Below are 21,617 nucleotides of genomic sequence, written 5' to 3'. Positions count from 1 at the left end.
TGTTAGTGGAGAAAAGAGAGATTAAGAAAGTACTTGTCGCAAATCGCGGCGAAATTGCAATTCGTGTTTTTCGAGCGTGTACAGAATTAGGGATCGCGACAGTTGGAATTTATTCAGCTGAAGATCGTGCTTCACTACATCGTTACAAAGCTGATCAATCGTTTATTGTGGGTGAAGGTAAGAAGCCAATTGATGCATACTTGGATATTGAAGGGATAATCGACATCGCGAAAAAAGCAAATGTCGATGCAATTCATCCGGGCTACGGATTCTTAGCGGAGAATGCTCAGTTTGCAGCACGTCTAGAAGAAGAAGGAATTATCTTTATTGGTCCGACGTCTAATCATTTAGAAATGTTCGGTGATAAGGTAAAAGCTAGAGAGCAAGCAATATTAGCTGATATCCCCGTTATACCAGGTAGTGATGGACCAGTTACTTCTGTAGAGGAGGTTGCGGCATTTGGTGAACAGCATAGCTATCCAATTATTATTAAAGCTTCGTTAGGTGGCGGTGGTCGTGGTATGCGAATCGTCGAATCACCGGAAGAAGTGCAGGAGGCTTATAATCGAGCGAAATCCGAAGCGAAATCAGCATTTGGTTCTGATGAAGTGTATGTAGAGAAATTCATTACGAATCCAAAACATATTGAAGTACAAATACTGGGTGATACATATGGGGAGATAGTCCATTTGTACGAACGCGATTGCTCTATTCAACGTCGCCACCAAAAGGTAGTGGAGATTGCTCCTTCTATTTCATTGACTGAAGAACTACGCCATGAGATTTGTAATGCTGCGGTTAAATTGTCGAAAAATGTATCCTATATCAACGCGGGGACTGTGGAGTTTTTAGTGGCTGATAATTCTTTCTATTTCATTGAAGTCAATCCGCGTATTCAAGTGGAACACACAATCACTGAAATGATTACAGGAATTGATATTGTGCAGTCACAAGTGCTTATCGCTGCAGGAGAATCCCTTCATTCTGAACGAGTGAACATACCAGCGCAACAAAATATTCCGTTATTTGGTTATGCTATTCAATCACGTGTTACAACGGAAGATCCGTTGAATGACTTTATGCCTGATACAGGAAAAGTAATGGTCTATCGTTCGAGTGGCGGATTTGGTGTTCGTTTGGATACAGGCAATGCGTATCAAGGTTCTGTGATTAGCCCGTACTATGATTCTTTATTAGTAAAGGTTTCAACTTGGGGTTCGACTTTTGGGGATGCTGCAAGTAAAATGCACAGAAATTTGAAAGAGTTCAGAATACGTGGAATTAAAACGAATATACCTTTCCTTGAAAATGTCGTATGTCATGAAAACTTTTTATCAGGCAATTACAATACGAGCTTTATCGATGAAACTCCAGAATTATTTGCGTTTGCTAAGAAACATGATAGAGGTACGAAAGTTTTATCGTATCTGGGAAATGTTACCATTAATGGATTCCCTGGTATCGATGACTCAACACGTCCTGTGTTGCATCCGGTACGTATACCCAAAATTGATGATAGTATGCCGATACAAAATGGAACGAAACAAATTTTGGATGAGCAAGGTGCAGATGGGTTAGTCGAGTGGGTGTTAAAGCAAGACGATGTACTGCTGACAGATACTACTTTCCGGGATGCACATCAGTCTTTATTGGCTACGCGTATGAGAACAAAAGAATTAACGCAGATTGCAACTGAAAGTGCTCATTTATTACCTGATCTTTTCTCATTTGAGATGTGGGGAGGCGCGACATTTGATGTAGCATACCGCTTCTTGAAAGAAAGTCCATGGGATCGACTCGAGAAATTACGTAAGCAAGTACCTAATGTCTTATTCCAGATGCTCTTCAGAGGAGCCAATGCAGTTGGTTATACAAACTACCCAGATAACGTCATTCGCGAATTCATAAAAGAATCGGCTGCATCCGGTATAGATGTATTCCGTATTTTCGATAGCTTGAACTGGATCAAAGGTATGGAAGTTGCAATTGACGAAACACGGTCAACAGGAAAGATTGCAGAAGCGACAATTTGTTATACAGGAGATATTCTGGACGACAATCGTGCTAAATATACAGTCAACTACTACAAAGAGATGGCCAAAGAACTCGAATCAGTTGGCGCTCATATATTGGCGATCAAAGATATGGCAGGATTGCTGAAGCCTGAAGCAGCTTATCGTTTAGTATCAGAATTGAAAGCGTCAACAAGTCTGCCAATTCATTTGCATACACACGATACGAGCGGCAATGGTATTTATATGTACGCCAAAGCGATAGAAGCGGGAGTGGACATTGTCGATACAGCTATTGGTTCAATGGCGGGAATGACTTCACAACCTTCGGCCAATTCACTTGCGTATGCAATGCAAAACAGTGAACGTCATGTACGTGCAAATACAGAGTCGTTAGAGAAACTTTCGCATTACTGGGAAGATGTGCGAAAATACTACAAACCTTTTGAAAGTGGCATGAACAGTCCACACTCAGAAATTTATGTTCATGAGATGCCTGGTGGCCAATATTCGAATTTACAACAGCAGTCAAAAGCAGTAGGTCTTGGAGAGCGCTGGGAAGAAGTGAAAAAAATGTATTCCCGCGTGAACTTCCTCTTTGGCGATATTGTCAAAGTGACACCATCATCGAAAGTAGTAGGGGATATGGCGTTGTTCATGGTGCAAAATGAATTGGACGAGCATACGGTCATTGCGAAAGGACAAACTATTGATTTCCCAGAATCCGTTATTGAGTTTTTCGAAGGCTCAATTGGTCAGCCATATGGTGGTTTCCCGAAAGAGTTACAGGAAGTAATATTGAAAGGGCGCAAAGCGATCACTGTACGCCCGGGTGAGTTACTAGAACCAGTAAACTTCCAAGACGTTCTAAAAAGGTTGACGGAAAAAATGGAAAAGCCCGCTACAATGCATGATGCGCTCGCTTACGTTTTGTATCCGAAAGTCTTTGAAGAATATATCGAAGTGAGAAAGCAGTTCGATGATGTTTCTGTTATCAATACACCAGAATTCTTGTATGGTTTACGTTTAGGTGAAGAAATCGAGATTGAGATTGAGTTCGGTAAAACACTTATCGTCAAATTGGTGTCGATCGGTGAACCTAATCCTGACGGAACACGCACGCTGTATTTCGAATTGAACGGACAGTCACGTGAGATCATTATCCAAGATTTCCAAGTGGAAACAAGAGATGATACAAAGCAAAAAGCCGATCCGACAAATGAAACGCACATTGCAGCTACTATGCCAGGAACTGTTTTACAAGTTGCAGTTTCAATTGGCGCGAAAGTAAAACGCGGCGAGCACTTGTTAATTACAGAGGCTATGAAAATGGAAACCACGATTCAAGCTCCATTTGCGGGAGTAGTCAAGGCTATATATGCAGGTCCTGGGGATTCCATCTCATCAGGAGACTTGTTGATAGAATTAGACCATTAAAAACAGCTTCCACATGTCGTTATGACTGTGGAAGCTGTTTTTCTATATAACTTATACAAAAAGCGCGTCACAACCTTTAAAACAGTTGTTACACGCTCCTCACTTACTTCTTCTGCCGGCTGCGAGAGACTAGAAGAACTAGATACGTTAATAAGCCAAATAATAAAGTGATGAACAAGGAATGTAGCAATGCGAAATAGAGATTTAATTTAGTCAGTACGACAATCATCCCTGTGGTCGCTTGTGCGAGTACTAGGCCAAATGCGGTAATCCAACCCCAGTAAATAACACGTTGATCACTATAATGTTTAATGGCTTTAATTGCAATGAATCCAATCCATATGACAATCAATGCTGCGGCTAAACGGTGACCCATCTGTATCCACTCATACATATTGTTCGGTAAGCTAAATTCGTTATTCCGGCATAAAGGCCAGTCAGAACATATAAGGCCCGAACTAGTATGACGAACAAGAGCACCTGTGTATATAACAAAGTAAGAATAAATAGTTACGCCAATTGTGTGGAAACGTAATGTTTTGTCTATGCGTATTTTATCTGTATCAAATTTCTGGTCTACTTCAAACACCAATAAAGTTAATAGGAAGACGGACGCAAAGGAAATGAGCGAAATCCCAAAGTGCAAGGCCAAGATAAAATCACCTTGTCCCCATAATACTTGAGCTGCTCCGATCAATGCTTGTAGAATCAAGAAAAATACTGCCATGAAAGCTAAAAACTTTGTTTCGCGAACATGACCAAGTGCCCTCCACGACCATATAGCCAGTATGACGATGAAAATACCTACTGAACCTGTAACTATCCGGTGTGAGAATTCAATTAAAACTTCCGCTGTGATGTCGTCAGGAATAAGTTGTCCATTACAACCTGGCCAATGTCTTCCACACCCCATACCACTGTCGGTTTTGGTAACTAGCGCTCCGCCGAGTAAGATTGCGAGCATTCCAATCGTAGAAGCTACCCCAAACCATTTTAAAAATCTGTTATATCGCAAGTACGAAACACCTTCTTCTATTGAATTGACCATCAAAAGGTCGATTTACGTAAAAAATTGCCTGAATTCCAAAAATGATTATATAGAGATGTATAGCTAAATCTCGATGGTTTCCGCGGAATTGAAGCATCTATTGCAAGCTTTATGATAACGAAAAAATAACAGAAACACAATGCAAGAAGCTAATAAACCACTGATGTATAAGGCTTTTCACAAATTGTTCATAAAATAGTCTCTTTAACTTCACAAATGAGTGCCAGAAATGCATTACTATATAGAAGGTGAATGATAAAGACACAAAGGTTGCATAAACCGCTATAAATTGAGAAATGGTCTGGAAATTCCGGACGATTTTAGATATAGTAGGTGATAGGGTCTTTGCTGAAAACTTTGAAAGGAGGGTTATTATGTCAAACGGTCGAACGCTTTCGACAGTTGCAGATCCAAAAGTAGAAACCATTACCTTGTGGAAAGACTTTTTGGCGCTGATCAAAATAGGTATTGTCAACTCGAACTTGATCACTACGTTCACCGGTCTTTTTTTGGCATTTCAATTCACTGGTAAAAGTTTTCTCCATAACTTGGATCTACTGGTATTTGCAATTCTAGGTACTGGATTGATCATCGCATCTTCGGGCGCTATGAATAACTTGATTGATCGCGATATTGATCCCGTCATGTCGAGAACGAAGTCGAGACCGACAGTAACAGGTAGATTTAAAGCTCCCGCTGTGATGACGCTAGCTGTTACATTCCTGCTGGCTGGAGAAGTATTACTATTCTCTGCATCACCTATGGCAGGTTGGCTTGGCATCTTGGGTGTATTCGCTTATGTTGTTTTGTATTCCATGTGGTCTAAACGTAAGCACGTAAGCAATACCGTAGTAGGAAGTCTTTCAGGAGCAATTCCACCCCTAATCGGATGGGCAGCTGTTGATCCTACACTGCCAATGGGAGCGTGGGCATTGTTTTTAATTATGTTCATATGGCAACCACCGCATTTCTATGCGTTGGCTATGCGTAGAACAGAAGAGTATCGGGCGGCTAACATTCCGATGTTACCAGTAGTTAAGGGGTTTGAGCGGACGAAGAAGTCGATGCTTATGTGGGTATTGCTACTATTTCCACTGCCTTTCTTATTACCACAGCTCGGTACCGGCTTTATAGTATTTGCAACACTGTTGAATGTTGGATGGCTTTATTTATCTATTAAAGGATTTAAGGCCAAAGAAGATTTGAAATGGGCGACGGGAATGTTCGTATATTCTTTAAACTATATGACAATCTTGTTTGTATCCATGATTATTTTCTCTATATTCATCTAACGTATCGGAATTCTTTCTTTAAAACAGGAATTCATCATAATGGGGCACTCAGTCCTCCAGAGTAGAAAAACATTTTTTTAGAAAGAGAGGTATTAGTTAGCGATGATTAAAGGACTCAAAAAGTGGCGTCTCTTTTCTTTACTAGCGCTTTTCGCTGTGTTCATGGCAGGTTGTGGTAATGAAGAAATTTCAACCTTCCAACCAGCTGGACAAGTCGCTAATGACCAGTTCAAGTTGTTGCTATTAGCATCAGGAATCATGTTACTGGTTATCATTGTAGTAGTAATTATTTACACTGTTGCATTATTCCGCTTCAGACGTTCCAAGTTGGGTGAAGATCATATACCAGAGCAAGTGGAAGGAAGTCACACACTTGAGCTGATTTGGACATTCATTCCAATCGTATTACTTTTGATTCTTGCTATTCCTACCGTTCACTACACGTATAAATTAGGTGATGTGAAAGCAATGGGAGCAGTTGATGAAGAAGGCAACGCTGAGAATCTAGTAGTAGATGTTACTGCGAAGTTATATTGGTGGGAGTTCGAGTATCCTGATCTAGGTATTGTTACAGCTCAGGAACTAGTAGTACCTACTGATGAAAAAGTTTACTTCAACTTGATCGCAGCGGACGTAAAGCACTCATTCTGGATTCCGTCAGTTGGCGGTAAGCTAGATACGAACGTGGAGAACGTAAATAAATTCTATCTGTCATTTGAGAAAGAATCCGATGGTTTGAAAGATGGCGTCTTCTACGGAAAATGTGCTGAGCTATGTGGACCTTCTCACGCATTGATGGATTTTAAAGTGAAAACATTACCGAGAGATCAATTTGACAGCTGGGTTACAGCTATGCAAAAAACTGCAGAAGAACCTGTTGTTGCAAATGCTGACGGCGAAAAAGTCTTCTCTCAAAGCTGTATCGGTTGTCACGCAGTTTCAGGTGTAGGTGAATCTGGTGCACAAGGACCAAACTTGGCTTCATTCGGTGATCGTAATCGTGTAGCAGGCTTCCTTGAACACGATGAAGAGAACTTGAAAGATTGGATTCGTGATACACAGAAACATAAACCAGGCAACACGATGCCTTCATTCAGTAAAGATCAAATTTCTGATGAAGACTTAGATGCATTAGCTGAATACTTAATGGGCTTAAAAGTTGCAAAATAATTTTCAAACGGAAATTGAATAGGAGGTAACACAGTGAGTTCAGTTGCTCAAAAAAGTGGCTTTGGCGCAACACTATGGGATTGGCTGACAACAGTCGACCATAAGAAGATCGGAATTCTGTATCTCCTCGGGGGATTATTCTTCTTCGTTCTAGGTGGTATTGAAGCGATGATCATTCGTCTTCAGTTAATAACACCAAACAACGATCTCGTAAGCGCAGGGCTTTTTAATGACTTAATTACAATGCACGGAACGACCATGATTTTCTTAGCAGCAATGCCGATTCTCTTTGGCTTTATGAACGCGATCATGCCTCTTCAAATCGGAGCACGTGACGTAGCGTTCCCATTCATTAACTCATTAGGTTTTTGGATGTTCGCATTTGGTGGTTTATTCCTTAATATCTCTTGGTTATTCGGTGAAGTTCCAGATGCTGGTTGGACATCTTATGCATCGTTATCACTTCACTCGCCAGGACATGGTGTTGATTTCTATGCAATCGGTTTACAAATCGCGGGTGGTGGTACGTTGATGGCAGGGATTAACTTCCTTGTAACAATCATTAACATGCGTGCACCAGGGATGACGTATATGCGTATGCCTTTGTTTACATGGACTACGTTTGTTGCGTCTGCAATGATTTTATTCGCATTCCCTCCGTTGACTGTTGGATTATTCTTCCTAACGTTTGACCGTATGTTTAGTGGTAACTTCTTTGACCATACGATGGGCGGAAACACGATTATCTGGGAGCATATTTTCTGGATTTTCGGTCACCCTGAAGTATATATCTTGATTTTGCCAGCATTCGGTATTTTCTCTGAGATATTCTCTGTATTTTCACGGAAACGTCTTTTCGGTTACACAGCAATGGTATTCGCTACAGTGTTAATTGGTTTCCTAGGCTTCATGGTATGGGCTCACCATATGTTTACAGTTGGTCTTGGGCCGACAGCAAACGCAATCTTCGCGGTAGCGACAATGGCAATTGCTGTACCGACAGGTGTTAAAATCTTTAACTGGTTGCTTACAATTTGGGGCGGTAGTATTAAAGTTACGACTCCAATGCTCTATGCTTTAGGTTTTATTCCTTCATTCGTAATGGGTGGAGTAACAGGCGTAATGCAAGGGGCAGCACCACTTGATTATCAGTTACACGATTCTTATTTCATCGTAGCTCACTTCCACTACGTAATTGTAGGTGGGGTAGTACTTGCCATTTTTGCAGGCCTTCACTACTGGTGGCCAAAAATGTTCGGTACGATTTTGAATGAGTTTTTAGGTAAAATCACTTTCGTATTCTTCTTTATCGGTTTCCACCTGACATTCCTAATTCAACACTGGTTAGGTTTCTGGGGAATGCCACGTCGTGTTTGGACGTTCATGGATGGACAAGGTTGGAACCTTGCAAACTTTATCAGTACAATCGGTGCGCTTTTAATGGCAATTGGATTTACAGTCATGGTAATCAACATCATTATGACAACTGTTAAAAATGAGCGTGTTGGAAATGACCCTTGGGGAGACGGACGTACACTTGAGTGGGCGATTCCATCACCACCACCTTTCTATAACTTCCCTGCAACACCATTAATCCGTGGATTGGATACATTGTGGGTTGAGAAGATGGAAGGTAGTAAGGAAATGATTACACCAGCTGAACCTATTACGGACATTCATATGCCACACGGTTCAATTATCCCAATGTTGATGAGTCTTGGATTATTCATCGCTGGATTCGGTGCAATGTTCCACCAGGAAACTTCATGGGGATTAGGAGTATTGATCTTTGGTCTTGCTTTCACGTTCGTAACAATGGCAACTCGTTCAGTGAAAGATGACCTTGGTTACTATGTTACAAAAGAACAAATCTTGCAAGATCAAGAAAATTTTAAAAGGGGGCGTAACTAATGGATTTGAATACAAAATTCACCCCTGAAACGTGGCCCGCTCATCCAGAGAGAGCTACTTTGGAAGCAAAGAATAAATTCGTTGGTTTCTGGCTATTCCTTGGCGGAGAGACAATTCTCTTCGCTACGTTGTTCGCAACGTATATGGCTTTGAAAAACAAAGGCCCGAGTGGCTTTGGTTTCACAACGCAAGAACTATACACATTGCCGTTAGTATTTGTGATGACTATGCTTCTTTTAACATCGTCACTTACAAGTGTCTACGCAATGTATCACTTGAAGAGTTTCAATTTCAAAAAAATGCAACTATGGTTAGGTCTAACAGCATTATTAGGACTTGGATTCTTGATGTTAGAAGTATATGAGTTCTCTCATTACGTTCAAGAAGGATTTACTTTCAGTAATAGTGCGTTCAGTTCCGCGTTTTATACATTAGTAGGAACACACGGGTTCCACGTAGCAATTGGTTTAGTATGGGTCACTTTGTTGATCTTCCGTAACTCAAAGCGTGGATTGAATTTGTATAACGCAACTAAATATTATACATTTTCACTTTATTGGCACTTCATTGACGTAGTTTGGGTATTCATCTTTACTGTAGTCTACTTGATGGGAGTGGTCGGTTGATGTCAGAAGTTCAAATGATTAAAAGATCTCCTGCAGAACAGTCACTGTCTCAACGTCGAGCAAAAGAATCAATGCGCAGCCAAATTGCGATGTTTGCGCTGATGATTTTCTTAACACTTGTATCATTTTCTATGGTGTTTGCTCATCTAAATGACGTTGCTGGTTTCTCGAAATTTTTTGTTATTCCAACATTATTCCTCTTTGCAGCTGTACAAGTTGGTCTTCAACTATACTACTTCATGCATATGAATGAAAAAGGACATGGCGTACCACAAATGTTTATGTTTACAGGTGCAATGTTAGGATTTTTGATCCCACTAACATTTGTAACAATCGTTTGGTGGTAAGCAATAGAAAGGGCTTATGGATTCTTCCATAAGCTCTTTTTCTATTCACTTTTAGATGAAATTGTCAAAGTTCGTACATTGAGTTATGAGCTATATGCTCGTATAATAGGCATAGGTAAGAACTTTGTCGACTTCGTGCTGTGATCGAATATCAATTGTAAATAACTCCGTATTACACACAGAATAGATTTAGTGGGTTAATTATTAAAGGAGAGTGATTGTTTTGCCGTTAAGTATTTTTGGTTTTAGGGCTTTGTGGAGTCCTTATTTCTTAATAGCCATAGCACTTGGAATTGTTCTATATTATCTCATAACGGTTAAATGGCGAGATCGATTTGAGGGGTCACAGCCGTTAACGAAACGACAGGCCGTGTATTTTTTAGCTTCCATGCTGTTACTGTATATTGTCAAAGGCTCACCCATGGATTTAATCGGTCATATTTTATTTTCTGTCCATATGGCTCAAATGGCTATATTGCTTTTGATTGTAGCACCGTTCTTCATAATTGGCATACCGAACTGGGTATGGGAAAAACTTTTATCATTCACGATGTTCAAGAAAGTATTCATGCTATTAACTAAACCGCTCGTTAGTTTATTACTGTTTACATTTATGTTTTCGATGTATCACTATCCACTCATTCTGGATCAAGTGAAGTTGAGTTTGCCTTTACACACGCTGTTCACTATCACACTGTTCTTCTCTGCTATTTGTCTTTGGTGGCCAGTAGTGAATACAGTAAAAGGACAACCGCAACTACACGGTTTGAAAAAAATAGGATATGTAATATTGAGTGCATTGCTCATTACACCTGCTTGTTCGTTAATCATCTTCGTGGACGTACCGGTGTATGAAACGTATAGCAGTGGTGAAGCATGGCTGCAAGCGATGGCACTCTGTGTACCAAGCGGAACTCTAGCAGGTCTGTCAGGCCTTGGCATCTCGGGACCTGAACTATTCACAAATATGCCTACGCTGTATGATCAGCAATTAGGTGGAATCTTGATGAAAGTTATTCAAGAACTTGTTTATGTAGTCGTTATTGGCCGCATTTTCTATAGCTGGTCAAAGTTTGAAAAAGACAATGCGGATGAAATCACACGAAAAGATTTACTCAAACGCCATAACTTAACTATGCATGGCTGATTGTGCAAAACGGAGTTAGCGAGTAATAGGACTACCCTCAGCCCATCGGTACTATTTTCATCAGATTATCTGCTATTTTGGTCGCGATTGGATGGTAGTTGATACGGCAAAGAAAAATGGGAGTATACCAAAAAAACATGTTACATCTGCTATCTGATTTTTTACAGTCATTACAAGGATCGTCATGTGCTTGTTGCTGTATGTCTTCAAGAAAAGTAGAGAAACAACTTCAGTATGTAAAGTAATTCGTAGTATTTCATATTTCATTTTTAGACTGAAGCCATACCCTAAAGGGTGGGCTTCAGTCTTTTTTATCTTGCAAATTCATAAAGTCGTACGTTGTACATATGAAAAGGGATACCTCTATGGAGATATCCCTTTTCGTTTTAAATCTTGAAATTCAGTTTAATGATGCCTGCTTCTCTCGCTGTATTAAAAAGTATGACGAGCAATGGTCCAATGAAGAAACCGAGAATACCGAAAAGTTTCAAACCGATGAACATTGCAATCAAAGTAGGTAATGGAGACAATCCGATTTGTGAGCCCATTACTTTTGGTTCGACTGTTCTTCTGATAATCAAAAGGATTGCAGCTAATATAGCTAATTTTGTTCCCATTGCGATATCGCCTGAAACATACTGGTAGATCGACCAAGGCGCGAGAATTATAATCGAGCCGAGTATCGGAATGATATCAATAATCCAGATCACCAACGCCATCACTACTGCATATTTAGGAATGATTACGAGTAAGCCTATAAAGGAAACGGCTAGAATAATTAGGCTGACCAGCAATTGGGCTTTAACGAATCCTACTATGACGAAACGTAATCGGTTCATCATATAGTGGACTTTTTCTGCAGTAGCTTCAGTTAAATGAAAGTAAAATGTTTTCTTCAAGTTTGGCAATTCCAACATGAACAAAAATAAAGCGATCATGAACACAATAAAGCTAACAAGGAAATTGGGGATATCCGATATTATGGCTAAAATTCGATCGTAACTTAAAAGTGTAATGATAGAAATCCGAATGGATTCGATAATTTCATTGAATTCGTTCTCCAGCATAGCCAAAATATCTTCGGGCATGCCTACTGTGTACTGAAATAGCTTGCTTTGCGTGTTAATCCATACACTTGAGAGAGAATTTAAGTGATTCGGAATCTCTTTTGTGAAATTAACTATTTTTCCGATGAGTGTAGTGACGGTATAGAAAAGAACAAGCACACTAATTCCAACAAATACGATAAAATTCACAATAACAGAAACTTTACGCTTCCACTTAAATCGTATTTCTACCCATTTTACAAGGGGATCTAAGAATAGTGCCGTAAGCAAAGCCAAAATAATAGGAATGGAAACGGGTAAAATAAAGAATATAATAACCAATAGTACGATGATACCGAATGCAATCATGATATTACGTTTTGTGAGCAATTTCAAAAGTAATCGTCCTCCACATAGATACTGTTTTTATTATAACCAAATTAGTGGAGTAATAGTAGAAAAAGCCGAAGAACATTTAGCTCTTCGGCTTTCCCATATCATTACAAACTATATTGCTTTAACTCGTCATATACCTTCTTTAACGTTAGTTCGCAATCCTTAACTAAGCTAGCAGGGAAGTCTTCTTCCTCGCCATACTCAACGCCGTGTGGGTAGTAGTGCTTTCCTAGAACAGGTTGCTTTAGACGAACCGTAGCTTTTCTACCATCGATATCGCCCTCAACCAGATCGCCGAAGACGCGCAAGTAGTATGTACCTTCTTTAACAATATACTTCTTATCGAAAGTTACACGCTCATAATCCCATTGTCCATCAATTTCAAGATTGTTCTTATTCATAATTTCTTCCATTACTCGTAAATCTGCTACAAGGCCTTTAAGGCCAATATTTTCAACATACATCTGTATATCCCCCTCTATGTTCGTCCTGACGAATACGTATACTATTATATCATAAAACAAATCGTTTTTAGTTGCAATGACAACATTGTGTCAACGCTTTCTTTCCTGTCCGATATAGGTGACTATAGTGTGTGTCTTCTGTACAATATAAGAATGTTACCAATTTAGAATTGATGTTCATTTTGAATAAATATTCACCGCAAAATGAATTCTTGTAATTTGTAATATTATTATAGGAGTAGTATATAAAGAGTGGAAAGGAAGATAACATGTGGAGTGTAGGATGGAAGATTCTTGTTTTGCTTTTGATCGTAATGGGAGTCTTTTATTTCATGACTGATAAAATAAGTGAAAACTTGCCCCTAGAGTCACCGGTACAGCATGGTTCACCGATTGCCGTTCCTGAAAAAGGTCCATCGATAGGCGGAGAAGGTATGCCGAGACCCAATGAAGGCATGTCAGTACTTGTTGGGCAAAAAATTAATAAGCTGGAAGAACAATTTGGTAAACCTTCAAGGATTGAACCATCGAGTTTTCAGTACGAATGGTGGGTTTATACGGAAGAACCGCGTTTTATGGCAGGGGTTTTGAATGGCAAAGTGAACCAAATATATACTGCTGATCCTACAACAGATTTAGCTCCGTTTAAAATCGGACAAAACGTACAGGATATTCACCGCTTTACGCCAATTGAATCCGAGATTGACGTGACGATTAATGAAAATATTTATACATTTTCGTTAAATAGTGAAGATATTAAGAATCGGCTTCTTATACCCTATGAGAATTTGTATGTACAATTATATATAGATCAAGTAGATGGCGGGATCGAAGGTGTACGGTTCATCAATCCGACTACTTTGGTGAAACATCAGCCTTATGACATGACCTATCTTGGAGAAATGATGGAAGCGCCAAAGCCTTCATCTACTGTTCAGACTGAAGTGGATCGCGCGATGGAGCGACAGACATTTGAATTGACTAACCAATTGCGTGAAGGGCATCAACTGCCTCTTTTATCATATAATGATAAGCTGGCCACACTTTCAAGAAAGCATAGCCAGGAAATGATATTCCGTAAATATAGTTCTCATGATGAAGGACCTGGGGAAGTGTTTGCTGATCGATTAAAAGGTGTTGGACTAACACCAAGCAAAGCAGGCGAAAACATAGCGTTTAATTATATTGATGCCATTGAAACTGTACATGGTTGGTTAAATTCTCCAAAACACCGGGATGTCTTACTGAATCCGAATTTCACGCATACCGGCATTGGTGTTTATAATAAATACTATACTCAGTCATTTATGGCGCAGACTGAATCGGAAAACTCCATACATGACGACTAAGGAAGAATCCATGTACCTTCCTCATTTGATGCGATGCCTCGTATATGAAGAGGCATCGCATTTTGCTTTGCATACACTGCTGCTTTTTCCTGAATAATGGGTCGATTACATTTTAATAATGGAAGAAATTCATCGAATGTGAGTCGATCAAAACGCTTATAATCAGAAGTAGTGTGAGGATCTGCTGACATGACGCCTGGTACATCTTTGAAAAACTCTACATGATGAGCTTGTAATGCAGAGGCTAATGCGATCGCTGTCAAATCACTGCCACCTCTACCGAGAGTCATAAACTTTCCTTGTACATTCATTCCTTGGAAACCGGGGACGATGATACATGAATGCGTTTGAAGTGTACTGACAATATGTGTACTGTTAATTTTATCAATCGTTGCGTTACAGAAATCTCCCGATGTGCGAATGCCTGTATTTTGTCCATAGACAATTGTGTTATCTATACCTTCTGTAGATAATTCTGCAGATAATACAGCTGAAGCGATTAATTCACCGCATGCAGCGGCCAAGTCTCTGGCTTCCCCGGATTTTGAGAAGGAGTCCGTAAGAGTAAGTAAATTGTCTGTGGAATAGGCGTCGCCCCTTCTACCCATTGCAGAGACTACAACAATGACGGCACGGTATTTCGACAACGCTTGTCGAATATGCTGAATACACTTGGTACGTTGTTGTTGATTCTGCATGGCAATTCCGCCAAACTTCTGGATAATCATAGAATCCCAACTTTCTTCGTGACATTCTTCTTACGCCTTTCATAGAATACTTTATGCTTCGTTTCATTATATTCTCTGAAGAATAAAATGTTCGGGAAGGGGCGGGAGACCTTGCTTTTATCTGAATTACTAAAAGATTGGCCATGCACTATTTTACAGGGTTCAATTCGGCGAACGATCGATGGGATCACGGAATCTTCAAAGAGGGTCAAAAAAAACTATGTATTTGTAGCAAAGAAAGGCGTTAAGACAGATGGCATGATATTTATTGAAAAAGCGATAACAAATGGAGCCAAAACGTTGGTAATCGATCGAGATAACCTAGATCGAACACGCATACCAGAAGAAATTACGGTCGTTCTGATTCCTGATAGTTCGCTATTTATTTCCTATGCAAGTGCGAAGTTTTCAGATAACCCGGCTGAAGAATTATGCATCATTGGCATTACGGGAACAAACGGTAAAACTACAGTCAGTCACTTTACCGGGCAATTATTAAAAGAACTCGGACATAAAACAGCTGTTATAGGAACGACGGGTCTTTACATTGACGGTAAGCTAACAGAGACGATTCGAAATTCTATGACGACGATGCCGGCTGAACAATTACATCCTTTTTTACGTAAATGTATTAAGCAACAAGTGACCCATATTGTTCTTGAAGCGTCTTCAATTGGGTTATCCACCAATCGTTTAGCGCACTGCCCGTTAACTGTTGGTGTTTTTTTGAATATTGGGATGGATCATTACGCAGAACATGGAGGTAGGCAGCCATACATCGACGCCAAAAAACTACTCATTCCATTGGCTGATCAGCTTGTGATGAATGAAGATGACGAGACGTGTCGTGCTATAGGAGAGGAATTAACTACACCACCAATTTATTTTAGCAGTCGACATATTCATGGCACGCAACAACAAAAGGTTCTACTTGCTAATCAAGGTCATCATAACGAAATGAATGCAAGAGCGGCTATAGGAGCTCTCATGGCACTCGGTTATTCATTACGCGCAATAACCCCCCATTTGCATGCTTTGCGTCTTCCAACTGGACGTCTGGAGAAATACGAAGAGGCGGGTATTGAAGTGTATGTAGACTATGCTCACACACCAGACGCTTTGCAAGCGGTGTTGGAAGCCTTGTCTGAGTCCTCCAAACGGTTGATTACTGTATTTGGATGTGGTGGAGGGAGAGATCGTCAGAAGCGTCCACAAATGGGTGCGGTAGCGGCTCACTACAGTTCACACGTAATTTTGACTTCAGATAATCCAAGAATGGAAGATCCGTCACAAATTATTGTGGATATTTTGGCAGGCATGGCGGGATTTGCTACACCTGTCGAAATCTTCATCGACCGTCACCAGGCAATCCAATACGCTGTCACACAAGCACAGCCTGGCGAGATTGTGCTCATTGCAGGGAAAGGACATGAACAAATCCAGCAAATAGAGAATCAGACGACGCACTTTTGTGATATGGAAGAAGTAAAAAAATCATTTTGTAATCGAAATGCCAAAAAGTAAAAGTTTAAATGAATAGTCGAGGAACTAATTTTTTGTTATGATAGTTGTGATAGGAGGTGCGGCAATTGGTGATGATGACAGATGAGTGGATGCGAGTCATCGATATGGCGGAAGAACTTTCCGATATGCTGCTGTGTTCTGAAGTGGTGAAAACCTATCAAGACGCACATAACCGTGTATATTCAAACGTCGATCTGCGAAAAAAGATCATGGATTTCACTAAAATGAAAGAACAATATGAGGATGTGCAGCGTTTCGGGCGCTATCATCCAGACTATAAAGTAATTATGAAGGAAATTCGACTTCAAAAGCGTGAACTGGATTTGCAAGATGAAGTGGCTGCCTTGCGTCTGGCTGAAAATGACGTACAGGATCTGTTGGACGAAATTGGTATCTTGATTGGCCGGACTGTTTCAGAAGCCGTGAAAGTACCAGCAGGCGACGGCACATTCTCTAACAGCTCTTGTGGCGGAGGTTGTGGTTCAGGCGGTAGCTGTTCTTGTTCGGCATAAATTATTTCATAAGAATGAGTAACCCCCTGCGGAAACAAATTTGCAGGGGGTTACTTTTTAAATAAAGTTAGTATCAAAGGAGCAAGCAAACGTTAAGCAACATTTTGCGTGAAAACATGTCCACAGTAAGCATTCTAGTCACTTTGAGTCTTTAGTTTTCATTAAAGAATGTCAACAATTGTTTTGGATAACTGGTTATGAAACCATCGGCGTCCAATTTAGCTATTTTTGGAAGTTCATCCGTTTCATTCAATGCGTAAAATACAGTTATATTGAGATCTTGTAAAAAGCGGACGAAGCCTTCTGAAGCAAGTGGGAACATACCAAGTTTTTCAGGCAGGCAGAATAGATCTGCGTTTGGCCGGTACAGATGACCGAACTTGCTCGTGTAAGCGACGTATGCTTTTTTTATTTCTTCACTTCCTGCACCTAAAGCAACAGAATTCTGCGCATACAGATTAAATCGATCGATTTGTTCATCGTATTGACTCGTCACTACAACACGTTCAGTAGCATCAATCTCTTTTAATAATCTCCACAGTTTGGAAGGGATTAAACTTCCTTCATATGTTGTAGGGCAATCATTCATAGAGACGACAAGTAAAAGATGGGGGAACTTTTCCAACAGTTCACGTAACGACACACTAGATAAATCACTATGCAAAGTATCAAGATCATGGGCATTATGATGTTTTGTCAGGATTTCATCTACCGCAGAGTCGGCTATTTCATTGGAAAGCAAAAGTTCTCGGTTAGGCACTAAAAGAATGTCTTCATCTTTCGTGAGTTGTATATCGACCGCAAATCCGTGAACACCTAAATCAGCAATCTCGGTATAAGCGGTAAGTGGGTCAACTTCTGTATTTTGGCACAGTTGTGCATCGGTTAAAATAGCTACTTCAGAAAAACTAAGCGCTTTCTTTTCAGCACGTGGTTCTTGTTTTGCTATCACTTTTGTAGCCGCCCATGCAGCCACACTTGCAGCTCCGACAGTTAATGCAACGTTTGTTTTCCTTCCCAATCTAAAACCTCCCCAATACTATAATGAGTTTTCACATTTTTGTTTAGCGATGTTTATACTTCAACTGAACAGAAAATACTTGTATCCAATCATCTTGTAAAAAACAAAACAGTTTGGATTCAGATAAATGTCTTCTTAATTGTAACCTATTCCAGAGAAGGTGTGCAAACAAAGATTGAGGACGGGCCTGGTTTCATATATACGCAAACATTTCATATGCAAGGTTGCAGGACTTTTCTCACCTATGGTATTGTATGAAGTAAGAAAGAGGGGGAGAATCATGATTGATCGACAAGGCATAATTGTCTATCTCCATCATTTAAAACAAGCAAAATCATTGCGCAAATTCGGGCATGTTCATTATATTTCTAAACGAATGAAATACGTTGTGCTTTACTGTGACATGGAAGACGTGGAAACGACAATTACTAAGTTGGAGCGTTTATCGGCTGTACGGAAAGTATTGCCTTCACAGCGTCCCTTTGTTAGCACGATATATGAAAATGCAAAGCCGGATAAAGCAAAAGAATACGATTATAAAACAGGTTTGTAAATTGCTGCCGCTTATTAATTTAGCGGCGGCAACAAGTGGTTTAAGCGTAAGATACCAGTAATATATTGGTAAAATAGCTCATTCTCAGCAAATTCAGTTGAATGTTTTATTTCAACTTTGACAGGCTTTTTATTTAGCGACTCAGCATGCTCAACAAACAAGTCATAACGTTTCGATGGTTTGTCCGCAGAATAACGAATTCCTTCTCTGCAAATATAGATCGGCATGAAATGACTGTTTTCAGTTGCCGGTGTAAGAGAAACTGCTAATGACAATTGTTCATTAGATTTATATTTGGATGAAAAAATATAGGACTTATGAATTCGGTCGGCGTTGGTAGACATGATTTCGAGTAATTCATAGATGTCGCTATAGCCTTCCCCTAGTTCGATAAAACGTTGTTGGATCATAATCAAGCGCTTCCTTTCAGGCGATTAGTAATGGTTCGTGTCCATCATACCATGTGATGAGGTGTTGTACGTTGAAAGTTATTATAAGGATTTTATTTCTTTTGGCGGCAGTAAACGGAGGACTCGTTTATTTGCATTACAGCCAATCGGCCAATGCAAAGGGAGAAGGCGCGAATTCAAATACGTATCGTCAGGAAATCGAAGTCATCAATCGAGCGGATGGATTGTACATTCGTCACCACTTTTATAACTTGTCAGATGGTAGACACGAGATTATCTGGCCGAAAGGAAGTGTGGAGCACGGATGCGAAGCAGAGGACTCCTCCGCATGCGCTCGACTCAATGATTCTCTTGTGGCATTTGAAGAAGGTGAAAGTGGTCAACAATCCGTTCAGTATAAATTGCTGAAAAAGAAACTGCTTACTGAGCGTAAACTATTTAAGGAGCCATTTGTGGTTCTTCGGGAGGCAAAGCCACTCACGACAGTTCTTCACGTGACAGATGAGCAAGGTATTGGTGGCATGTGGGTGTCTGGATTGGAACGTGTAGGAAAGGCAAATAAAGAGCGTATTACTTATCGTTTATATCGTGGCGTAGGATTTGTTAATGAGCTGTATTGGCAGAAACAGGACGTGCCACTTGCGTACTCTTCAAACAAGCTGACAATCTTCGGTGAAGGTATCGATAAAAAGTATAATGACCGACTGGTTAAAATGCTAGAAGCTATCGGCGGGAATCATATAAGTGTAGTGTTAGCTTCAAGTAATCAGCCGTTGTATGCGGAACGCTTTATTATAGAGAAAACGGACAATATGTCGCAAGTAATAAACCAAGTAGCCAGAATGAGTGTCCAGTCGCGTTTCACTTTCCAAACGGACGAGCCGTCCATAAGCAGTATGATAGCCTCTATACTTGTAGATGAGCCTATCGGAACAAAAGCGGAACAAGCAGCATTTACTCGTTTGAAAGAATCCATCTCTGCAGAGCAATACCAACAATTCCGTCAAAACATTCAGGAGACAATAGGTAAAAAAATATCTTCATCCGATTTGGATCGGTCGTTATCAAAGATACTAGCGTTCGACACGCACTATTTTCATAAAACGATGAAGGAGCAGCGGTATACCTATCCTTTTTTGTTATTGGATCCACGGACTGTATGGCTTGATGGGGAAGAAGTTCCGGAAGTGAAGGTACTAGTACAGGATGGTAAAAGTTTTTACCCTGCAGAAGAATTATTGTCCAAAATGGGCTATTCGATTCGTTCAAACGAGCAGTCGATTTATTTCGACAGTCCAAATCGCACCTATCGTTTTTCTAAAGTACAACCTTTCTACATTATGAATAATCGCAAATATGATTATACGGAAAAGCCTTATATCACAATCAATAAAACGTTATACTTTGATGAAAATTGGTTGCGCCGAATCTTCTTAGTGTTAATTGATAAATCGGATGAAACTATTTCTATCGAACAAATTGAAAAGTTGCTAAAGGAGATGGAAAAAGAATGAGAGTCATTTCCGGTTCGAGAAAGGGTACGTCATTGAAATCCTTACCCGGGACGTCTACGCGACCGACATCAGACAAGGTAAAAGAGTCTATTTTCAATAAAATCGGTCCTTACTTCGATGGAGGAACTATTGTTGAGTTATTTGGCGGTAGTGGCTCCGTTGCCATTGAAGCGTTATCAAGAGGGATGGAACAGGCTATTGTATTTGAAAAGAATCCTAAAGCGTGTGCTATTATCAAAGTAAATACAGAAAAGTGCCGAATGGAAGAATGTCTGCGGATTGAAAAAAAAGATGCACGACAGGCAGCTGCGATTCTTAAGCAGAAAGAAGTCTCTATTGATCTGCTATTTGTAGACCCCCCCTATGCAACGGTTGAATACTATGATGTAATTAAAGATGTAATAACACAAGGATTGCTAGCGGACGATGCAATTATTATTTGTGAACATGATAAACACATAGACTTGCCTGAACACTACGATACATATGGTCAAATCAGTTCCGCTGTTTATGGAAGTACTGCTATTACGATTTACAAGAAAAGAGGCTAACGACATGACACAAATCGCAATCGTACCGGGAAGTTTCGATCCGGTAACGAATGGACATTTAGATATTATAGAAAGAGCAGCAAAAACATTCCAAGAAGTCCGTGTTGCCGTAATGAATAACTCTTCAAAAAAACCGTTATTTACAGTGGAGGAGCGTGTTGCTTTGATTCAGGAAGCGATATCGAAATATGACAATGTCAAGATTGATACTTCTGCAGGACTGTTGATAGATTATGCACAAGAAGTTAACGCTTCGGTCATAGTTCGTGGGTTACGCGCCATTTCGGATTTTGAGTATGAAATGCAAATCACGTCGATGAACCGGGTACTGGATGAAAGTATTGAAACGTTCTTCGTGATGACAAAGAGTCAGTATTCGTTCCTTAGCTCAAGCATGGTCAAAGAAGTGGCACGTTACGCTGGAGATGTCTCCACGCTCGTACCCCCCCATGTCAATGTAGCTCTGATGAGAAAGTTCGGAAAGTTAGGATAACTCTTCTTACGAGCGGATAGGCTGTCAACGTATTGCCGACTGGCATTCCAAAACCGGTGACAACAT

Annotated in this window: 20 protein-coding genes; 14 read left to right on the top strand and 6 right to left on the bottom strand. The window is 40.2% G+C overall.

The window, feature by feature from the left end; all coding sequences use genetic code 11:
• Window positions 1–5 precede the first annotated feature (5 nt).
• Window positions 6–3,449, top strand: a complete 3,444-nt coding sequence (gene pyc, locus CSV67_RS14730; RefSeq protein WP_099632420.1) for a pyruvate carboxylase — start codon at window positions 6–8, stop codon at window positions 3,447–3,449.
• A gap of 103 nt (window positions 3,450–3,552) precedes the next feature.
• Here the strand turns inward: pyc and CSV67_RS14725 are convergent, their stop codons facing one another.
• Window positions 3,553–4,497: a COX15/CtaA family protein gene (locus CSV67_RS14725; RefSeq protein WP_099632359.1), complete on the bottom strand. Its 945-nt coding sequence runs from the start codon at window positions 4,495–4,497 to the stop codon at window positions 3,553–3,555.
• A gap of 374 nt (window positions 4,498–4,871) precedes the next feature.
• Between CSV67_RS14725 and cyoE the strand changes: the two genes are divergently transcribed.
• From cyoE to ctaG, 6 genes are all read left to right on the top strand, one after another.
• Window positions 4,872–5,789: a heme o synthase gene (gene cyoE, locus CSV67_RS14720; protein ID WP_099632358.1), complete on the top strand. Its 918-nt coding sequence runs from the start codon at window positions 4,872–4,874 to the stop codon at window positions 5,787–5,789.
• Window positions 5,790–5,891: 102 nt separating this feature from the next.
• On the top strand, window positions 5,892–6,959 hold the full coding sequence (coxB, locus tag CSV67_RS14715; protein ID WP_099632357.1) for a cytochrome c oxidase subunit II: 1,068 nt from the start codon (window positions 5,892–5,894) through the stop codon (window positions 6,957–6,959).
• A 33-nt stretch (window positions 6,960–6,992) separates the two neighbouring features.
• Window positions 6,993–8,870: a cytochrome c oxidase subunit I gene (locus CSV67_RS14710; RefSeq protein ID WP_099632356.1), complete on the top strand. Its 1,878-nt coding sequence runs from the start codon at window positions 6,993–6,995 to the stop codon at window positions 8,868–8,870.
• Window positions 8,870–9,496 (top strand): cytochrome c oxidase subunit 3, encoded by a 627-nt coding sequence (locus CSV67_RS14705; protein ID WP_099632355.1) that lies wholly within the window; start codon window positions 8,870–8,872, stop codon window positions 9,494–9,496. Before CSV67_RS14710 ends, CSV67_RS14705 begins: the two co-directional genes overlap by 1 nt.
• Window positions 9,496–9,843 carry a cytochrome C oxidase subunit IV family protein gene (locus tag CSV67_RS14700; RefSeq protein WP_099632354.1) on the top strand — a complete coding sequence of 116 codons (348 nt, stop codon included), beginning with the start codon at window positions 9,496–9,498 and terminating at the stop codon, window positions 9,841–9,843. Before CSV67_RS14705 ends, CSV67_RS14700 begins: the two co-directional genes overlap by 1 nt.
• Before the next feature lie 223 nt (window positions 9,844–10,066).
• Complete coding sequence (ctaG, locus tag CSV67_RS14695; RefSeq protein ID WP_099632353.1) at window positions 10,067–10,990, top strand: cytochrome c oxidase assembly factor CtaG; 924 nt, start codon at window positions 10,067–10,069, stop codon at window positions 10,988–10,990.
• 386 nt (window positions 10,991–11,376) lie between these two features.
• Here the strand turns inward: ctaG and ytvI are convergent, their stop codons facing one another.
• Together ytvI and CSV67_RS14685 are read right to left on the bottom strand one after the other, a co-directional pair.
• Window positions 11,377–12,432 carry a sporulation integral membrane protein YtvI gene (gene ytvI / locus CSV67_RS14690; RefSeq protein ID WP_099632352.1) on the bottom strand — a complete coding sequence of 352 codons (1,056 nt, stop codon included), beginning with the start codon at window positions 12,430–12,432 and terminating at the stop codon, window positions 11,377–11,379.
• Between the two features lie 104 nt (window positions 12,433–12,536).
• A complete protein-coding gene (locus CSV67_RS14685; protein WP_099632351.1) occupies window positions 12,537–12,896 on the bottom strand; it encodes a YugN family protein in 360 nt (119 codons plus the stop codon).
• A gap of 332 nt (window positions 12,897–13,228) precedes the next feature.
• On the opposite strand from CSV67_RS14685, the gene CSV67_RS14680 reads away from it, so the two are divergent.
• Window positions 13,229–14,245: a CAP domain-containing protein gene (locus CSV67_RS14680; RefSeq protein ID WP_158232957.1), complete on the top strand. Its 1,017-nt coding sequence runs from the start codon at window positions 13,229–13,231 to the stop codon at window positions 14,243–14,245.
• Here CSV67_RS14680 and CSV67_RS14675 read toward each other — a convergent pair.
• The gene (locus CSV67_RS14675) at window positions 14,242–14,973 is read right to left on the bottom strand and encodes an amino acid kinase family protein (RefSeq protein ID WP_099632349.1); all 732 of its coding nucleotides are present in this window, start codon (window positions 14,971–14,973) and stop codon (window positions 14,242–14,244) included. The genes CSV67_RS14680 and CSV67_RS14675 overlap by 4 nt on opposite strands.
• 111 nt (window positions 14,974–15,084) lie before the next feature.
• Here CSV67_RS14675 and CSV67_RS14670 point away from each other — a divergent pair, with 111 nt between their 5' ends.
• The gene (locus CSV67_RS14670; RefSeq protein WP_158231991.1) at window positions 15,085–16,497 is read left to right on the top strand and encodes a UDP-N-acetylmuramoyl-L-alanyl-D-glutamate--2,6-diaminopimelate ligase; all 1,413 of its coding nucleotides are present in this window, start codon (window positions 15,085–15,087) and stop codon (window positions 16,495–16,497) included.
• A gap of 68 nt (window positions 16,498–16,565) precedes the next feature.
• A complete protein-coding gene (locus CSV67_RS14665; protein ID WP_099632419.1) occupies window positions 16,566–17,009 on the top strand; it encodes a YlbF/YmcA family competence regulator in 444 nt (147 codons plus the stop codon).
• 151 nt (window positions 17,010–17,160) lie between these two features.
• Here CSV67_RS14665 and CSV67_RS14660 read toward each other — a convergent pair whose 3' ends face one another.
• On the bottom strand, window positions 17,161–18,030 hold the full coding sequence (locus tag CSV67_RS14660) for a glycerophosphodiester phosphodiesterase (protein WP_099632347.1): 870 nt from the start codon (window positions 18,028–18,030) through the stop codon (window positions 17,161–17,163).
• Window positions 18,031–18,310: 280 nt separating this feature from the next.
• Here CSV67_RS14660 and CSV67_RS14655 point away from each other — a divergent pair, with 280 nt between their 5' ends.
• Window positions 18,311–18,583: a YlbG family protein gene (locus CSV67_RS14655; RefSeq protein ID WP_029052395.1), complete on the top strand. Its 273-nt coding sequence runs from the start codon at window positions 18,311–18,313 to the stop codon at window positions 18,581–18,583.
• 14 nt (window positions 18,584–18,597) lie between these two features.
• On the opposite strand, the gene CSV67_RS14650 is transcribed toward CSV67_RS14655, so the two are convergent.
• Window positions 18,598–18,993 (bottom strand): DUF7147 family protein, encoded by a 396-nt coding sequence (locus CSV67_RS14650; protein ID WP_369803192.1) that lies wholly within the window; start codon window positions 18,991–18,993, stop codon window positions 18,598–18,600.
• Window positions 18,994–19,064: 71 nt separating this feature from the next.
• On the opposite strand from CSV67_RS14650, the gene CSV67_RS14645 reads away from it, so the two are divergent.
• Genes CSV67_RS14645 through coaD form a run of 3 tightly spaced genes read left to right on the top strand, consistent with a single transcriptional unit; the run spans window position 19,065 to window position 21,551 of the window.
• Complete coding sequence (locus CSV67_RS14645; protein WP_099632346.1) at window positions 19,065–20,507, top strand: hypothetical protein; 1,443 nt, start codon at window positions 19,065–19,067, stop codon at window positions 20,505–20,507.
• Window positions 20,504–21,058 carry a 16S rRNA (guanine(966)-N(2))-methyltransferase RsmD gene (rsmD, locus tag CSV67_RS14640; RefSeq protein ID WP_099632345.1) on the top strand — a complete coding sequence of 185 codons (555 nt, stop codon included), beginning with the start codon at window positions 20,504–20,506 and terminating at the stop codon, window positions 21,056–21,058. The genes CSV67_RS14645 and rsmD overlap by 4 nt, the downstream gene beginning before the upstream one ends.
• A gap of 4 nt (window positions 21,059–21,062) precedes the next feature.
• Window positions 21,063–21,551 carry a pantetheine-phosphate adenylyltransferase gene (gene coaD, locus CSV67_RS14635; RefSeq protein ID WP_099632344.1) on the top strand — a complete coding sequence of 163 codons (489 nt, stop codon included), beginning with the start codon at window positions 21,063–21,065 and terminating at the stop codon, window positions 21,549–21,551.
• Window positions 21,552–21,617 lie beyond the last annotated feature (66 nt).

It is taken from the genome of Sporosarcina sp. P2, assembly GCF_002743255.1.
Lineage (GTDB): Bacteria > Bacillota > Bacilli > Bacillales_A > Planococcaceae > Sporosarcina.
Note: the sequence above shows the minus strand (reverse complement) of the source record. Positions and strands in the feature narration are given on the sequence as shown.

What these genes read in the sequence shown, in the direction of transcription:
- coxB (WP_099632357.1), top strand. Translation starts at nt 5,892, where the DNA reads ATGATTAAAGGACTCAAAAAGTGGCGTCTCTTTTCTTTACTAGCGCTT.
- cyoE (WP_099632358.1), top strand. Translation starts at nt 4,872, where the DNA reads ATGTCAAACGGTCGAACGCTTTCGACAGTTGCAGATCCAAAAGTAGAA.
- CSV67_RS14685 (WP_099632351.1), bottom strand. Translation starts at nt 12,896, where the DNA reads ATGTATGTTGAAAATATTGGCCTTAAAGGCCTTGTAGCAGATTTACGA.
- CSV67_RS14655 (WP_029052395.1), top strand. Translation starts at nt 18,311, where the DNA reads ATGATTGATCGACAAGGCATAATTGTCTATCTCCATCATTTAAAACAA.
- CSV67_RS14700 (WP_099632354.1), top strand. Translation starts at nt 9,496, where the DNA reads ATGTCAGAAGTTCAAATGATTAAAAGATCTCCTGCAGAACAGTCACTG.
- coaD (WP_099632344.1), top strand. Translation starts at nt 21,063, where the DNA reads ATGACACAAATCGCAATCGTACCGGGAAGTTTCGATCCGGTAACGAAT.
- rsmD (WP_099632345.1), top strand. Translation starts at nt 20,504, where the DNA reads ATGAGAGTCATTTCCGGTTCGAGAAAGGGTACGTCATTGAAATCCTTA.
- CSV67_RS14675 (WP_099632349.1), bottom strand. Translation starts at nt 14,973, where the DNA reads ATGATTATCCAGAAGTTTGGCGGAATTGCCATGCAGAATCAACAACAA.
- CSV67_RS14705 (WP_099632355.1), top strand. Translation starts at nt 8,870, where the DNA reads ATGGATTTGAATACAAAATTCACCCCTGAAACGTGGCCCGCTCATCCA.
- CSV67_RS14725 (WP_099632359.1), bottom strand. Translation starts at nt 4,497, where the DNA reads ATGGTCAATTCAATAGAAGAAGGTGTTTCGTACTTGCGATATAACAGA.
- CSV67_RS14650 (WP_369803192.1), bottom strand. Translation starts at nt 18,993, where the DNA reads ATGATCCAACAACGTTTTATCGAACTAGGGGAAGGCTATAGCGACATC.
- CSV67_RS14680 (WP_158232957.1), top strand. Translation starts at nt 13,229, where the DNA reads ATGACTGATAAAATAAGTGAAAACTTGCCCCTAGAGTCACCGGTACAG.